Raw genomic sequence first — 4009 nt, forward strand, 5'->3', positions numbered from 1 at the left:
AACGTCAGGGGCGCAGTTCACCCTGTGGGAGCGGGCGTGCCCGCGAAAAGGGTTACTCAGGCCTCATGGCAAACGTGCCCATCGACCAAGGTATAACGCACCGCACCCGGCAGGCAGTGGCCGATGAACGGGCAGTTCTCACCCCGCGACAGCCATTGCTCGCCGGCAACGGTCGAGGCTTGCGGGTCGAACAGCACCAGGTCGGCCGCGCCGCCTGCTTTCAACTCACCGGCAGGCAGGCGCAGGGCGGCAGCCGGGCCGCTGCTCAGGCGGGCGAGCAGGGTGGGCAGGTCGAGCAGGCCGTCCTGCACCAGGGTCATGGCCAGCGGCAGCAGCAACTCGACGCTGCTGATACCCGGTTCGGTAGCACCGAAAGGGGCCAGCTTGGCATCGCGTTCGTGCGGCTGGTGGTGGCTGGAAATCGCCTGGATCACGCCAGACTTGACCGCTTCACGCAGGCCGTCACGGTCAGCAGCAGTACGCAGCGGTGGCTGCACGTGGTACAGGCTGGAGAACTCGCGCAGCGACTCGTCGGTGAGAATCAGCTGGTACAGCGCCACGTCAGCGGTTACCGGCAGGCCAAGTGCCTGGGCCTGGGCGATCAGCCGCGCGCCACGGGCGCTGGTGATCTGGCTGAAGTGCGCGCGCACGCCGCTCTGCTCGACCAGCAGCAGGTTGCGCGCCAAGGCCACGGTTTCGGCACTTTCCGGAATGCCCGGCAAGCCAAGGAAACTGGCCATGGCGCCTTCGTGGGCCAGGCCGCCCTGGGCCAGGTCGCGGTCCTGGGAATGGAACACCACCGTCAGGTCGAAGGTGGCGGCATACTCCAGGGCGCGGGCCAAGGTACGGTTGTTGGGGATTTCCTTCAGGCCGTTGCCGAATGCCACGCAACCGGTGTCACGCAGGGCCACCAGTTCCGCCAGTTGCTCGCCTTCCAGGCCCTTGGTCAGGGCGCCGATCGGGTAGACCTTGCTGTTGGCCGCTTCGCGGGCACGGTCGAGAATCAGCTCGGCCACGGCCGAGGTGTCCAGCACCGGCTTGGTTTGCGGTGGGCAGCACAGGCTGGTCACGCCGCCGGCCACGGCTGCGCGGGTTTCGCTGGCGATGTTGCCTTTGCGGCTAAAGCCCGGTTCGCGCAGGGACACGCCAAGGTCGACCAGGCCAGGCGCTGCAACCAGGCCTTGCGCCTGGATCGTGCGGCTGGCGCTGAAACCGGCCGGGGCGGCGCCGATGGCAGCAATGCGGCCACCGTCCAGGTGCAGGTCGGTGACCTGGTCCAGGCCGCTGTTGGGGTCGATGACCCGGGCGCCAAGAATGCTGATGGTCACTGGGCGTTCTCCTGGTCGAATTGACGTTGCGCGTTTTGCCCGCTCATGGCCATGGACAGCACTGCCATGCGTACAGCGATGCCGTAGGTAACCTGGTTGAGGATCACCGAATGCTTGCCGTCGGCCACCGCCGACTCAATCTCCACGCCTCGGTTGATCGGGCCTGGGTGCATGACGATGGCATCCGGCTTGGCCCCGGCCAGGCGGGCGGTGGTCAGGCCGAACAGGCGGTAGAACTCGCCTTCGCTGGGCAGCAGGCCACCGGCCATGCGCTCACGCTGCAGGCGCAGCATGATCACCACGTCGACATCCTTCAGGCCCTCGGCGAGGTCGGTATAGACCTTCACGCCGTACTGCTCGATACCGACCGGGATCAGGGTTTTCGGCCCGATCACGCGAATGTCCGGGCAACCCAGGGCCTTGAGCGCCAGCATGTCGGAGCGGGCTACCCGCGAGTGCAGGATATCGCCGACGATCGCTACCGACAGGTTCTCGAAGCTGCCCTTGTGGCGACGGATGGTCAGCATGTCGAGCATGCCCTGGGTCGGGTGCGCATGGCGGCCGTCACCACCGTTGATCACGGCAACGTGCGGGCACACGTGCTCGGCGATGAAATGCGCAGCCCCCGAGTCGGAGTGGCGCACAACGAACATGTCGGCGGCCATGGCTTCGAGGTTGCGCAGGGTGTCGAACAAGGTCTCGCCCTTGCTGGTCGAGGACGTCGACACATTCAGGCTGATCACGTCGGCAGACAGGCGCTGGGCTGCCAGCTCGAAGGTGGTGCGGGTACGGGTCGAGTTCTCGAAGAACACGTTGCACACGGTCTTGCCGCGCAGCAAAGGGACTTTTTTCACGGCCCGGGCACCGACTTCCAGGAAGGAGTCGGCGGTGTCGAGGATCTCGGTGAGCAGTTCGCGGGGCAAACCGTCAAGCGAGAGGAAGTGGCGCAGCTGGCCCTGGTCATTGAGCTGCAGCGGGCGCTTGGCGTCGATTGGCGTCATCGCGGGGGACTCTTAAAGGGCGGAAGCGGAGGCGAGGTCCTGGCGCTCGAGGGCGAGCGGTGCGGGCCCGGTCAATTTTACCCGTTCATCGGGGGCCAGCGACAGGGTGGCGCCGACCACATTCGGGCGGATTGGCAGTTCGCCGGCATCCAGGTCCACCAGGCAGACCAGGGTGACGCTGGCCGGGCGGCCATAGTCGAACAGTTCGTTGAGCGCCGCGCGGATGGTGCGGCCGCTCATCAGCACGTCATCCACCAGCACCAGGTGCTGGCCTTCGACTTCGAACGGCAGCTCGGACGGGCGTACCTGCGGGTGCAGGCCATTCTGGCTGAAGTCATCGCGGTAGAACGAGACGTCCAGGGTACCCATGGCACTCTCGTCGCCCATGGCCTCCTGCAGGGCCTGGGCAACCCAGACACCACCTGTACGAATACCGATGTAACGCGGCCCGCTGATGCTGCGGCGGGCCAGGTGGGCGCGAAGGTCGACAGCCATCTGCCGGACCAGCTCGGCGGGGTTGGGTAGGCTCATTGCGGGCTCCTCGGAAGGGTGCGCCGGGCGTGGCCGGCGGCAAAGATGATCAGGTATTGGCCTCCAGCCAGCCTTGCAGCAACAGGGCCGCGGCGATGGCATCGACCGGGTTGTCGCGATAGCTGCCGCGCTGGCCGCCACGGGCCATGCGCTCGCCTTTGGCCTCGAAGGTGGTCAGGCGCTCGTCGTGGGTGTGCACGGGCAGGTTGAAGCGGCCATTGAGGCGGCGGGCAAATTTTTCGGCGCGGGCGCTCATTTCGCTGGGCGTGCCGTCCATGTTCAATGGCAGGCCGACGACGATGGCGTCCGGCTTCCATTCGGCAATCAGCTTTTCCACCTGGGCCCAGTCCGGCACGCCGTTCTGCGCCTTCAGCGTGCACAGCTCGCGGGCCTGGCCGGTGATGACCTGGCCGACGGCCACACCGATCTGTTTGCTGCCATAGTCGAAACCCAGCAGCAGGCGTAGTTCGGCCATCAGGCGTGGCCCGCCTGGCTGGTCAGCAGGTGCAGGTTGATGCCCAGGCTGGCGGCGGCGGCCTCCAGGCGCAGGTCACTGGCCATTTCAAAGATGATTTGCGGGTCGAACGGGCAGTTGAGCCAGGCATTGTCGGCCAGCTCCGCTTCCAGCTGGCCGGCTTCCCAGCCGGCATAGCCGAGCGTGATCAGGCTTTGCTTGGGGCCGACCCCGGCGGCAATGGCCAGCAGGATGTCCTGCGACGTGCTCAGCGTCAGCCCTTCCAGCGCCACGCTCGCCTGGAAGCTGCACTCGCTGCTGTGCAGCACGAAGCCACGGTCGGTCTGCACCGGGCCGCCCTGGTAGATCGGCACCTGCAAAGTGCTGTCCGGCGGCGTTTCGTCCGGGCGCAATTGCTCGAGAATATCGGCCAGGCTCAGTTCCTGCGGCCGATTTACCACCAGGCCCATGGCGCCATGGGCGTTGTGCTCGACAATGTACGTGAGGGTCTGGGCGAAGTTCGGATCGGCCATGTGCGGCATGGCGATCAGGAACTGATGCTTGAGGTAGCTCGGGGCGAGGGTTTTCATGGGGGATAGTGTGGCGCCAGGTGGCGGGGCTGACAAGGTCCGCTTTGTGTCGTTTGGTTGGTCAGTGTCTTGAGGGTTTTGTTGGTTGTGAGATCGAGCGCCGCC

Annotated in this window: 5 protein-coding genes; all 5 read right to left on the reverse strand. The window is 66.2% G+C overall.

Annotated elements, in window-relative coordinates:
- Window positions 1-56 precede the first annotated feature (56 nt).
- From G1E_RS25665 to G1E_RS25685, 5 genes are read right to left on the reverse strand one after another with little or no spacing between them, the layout of a single operon-like run.
- Window positions 57-1328, reverse strand: a complete 1272-nt coding sequence (locus G1E_RS25665) for a dihydroorotase (RefSeq protein ID WP_029887681.1) — start codon at window positions 1326-1328, stop codon at window positions 57-59.
- On the reverse strand, window positions 1325-2329 hold the full coding sequence (locus G1E_RS25670; protein ID WP_009684474.1) for an aspartate carbamoyltransferase catalytic subunit: 1005 nt from the start codon (window positions 2327-2329) through the stop codon (window positions 1325-1327). The genes G1E_RS25665 and G1E_RS25670 overlap by 4 nt, the downstream gene beginning before the upstream one ends.
- A 12-nt stretch (window positions 2330-2341) precedes the next feature.
- On the reverse strand, window positions 2342-2860 hold the full coding sequence (gene pyrR / locus G1E_RS25675; protein ID WP_009684473.1) for a bifunctional pyr operon transcriptional regulator/uracil phosphoribosyltransferase PyrR: 519 nt from the start codon (window positions 2858-2860) through the stop codon (window positions 2342-2344).
- A gap of 49 nt (window positions 2861-2909) precedes the next feature.
- Entirely contained in the window at window positions 2910-3335 is a 426-nt protein-coding gene (gene ruvX, locus G1E_RS25680) for a Holliday junction resolvase RuvX (protein WP_003249316.1), read from the reverse strand.
- Window positions 3335-3904 carry a YqgE/AlgH family protein gene (locus G1E_RS25685; RefSeq protein WP_009684472.1) on the reverse strand — a complete coding sequence of 190 codons (570 nt, stop codon included), beginning with the start codon at window positions 3902-3904 and terminating at the stop codon, window positions 3335-3337. Before G1E_RS25685 ends, ruvX begins: the two co-directional genes overlap by 1 nt.
- Window positions 3905-4009 lie beyond the last annotated feature (105 nt).

It is taken from the genome of Pseudomonas sp. TJI-51, assembly GCF_000190455.2.
Classification (GTDB): Bacteria; Pseudomonadota; Gammaproteobacteria; order Pseudomonadales; family Pseudomonadaceae; genus Aquipseudomonas; species Aquipseudomonas juntendi.

Bases quoted from the DNA above. Each gene is read 5' to 3' on its own strand.
- G1E_RS25670 (WP_009684474.1), bottom strand. From the start codon at position 2,329: ATGACGCCAATCGACGCCAAGCGCCCGCTGCAGCTCAATGACCAGGGC.
- pyrR (WP_009684473.1), bottom strand. From the start codon at position 2,860: ATGAGCCTACCCAACCCCGCCGAGCTGGTCCGGCAGATGGCTGTCGAC.
- ruvX (WP_003249316.1), bottom strand. From the start codon at position 3,335: ATGGCCGAACTACGCCTGCTGCTGGGTTTCGACTATGGCAGCAAACAG.
- G1E_RS25685 (WP_009684472.1), bottom strand. From the start codon at position 3,904: ATGAAAACCCTCGCCCCGAGCTACCTCAAGCATCAGTTCCTGATCGCC.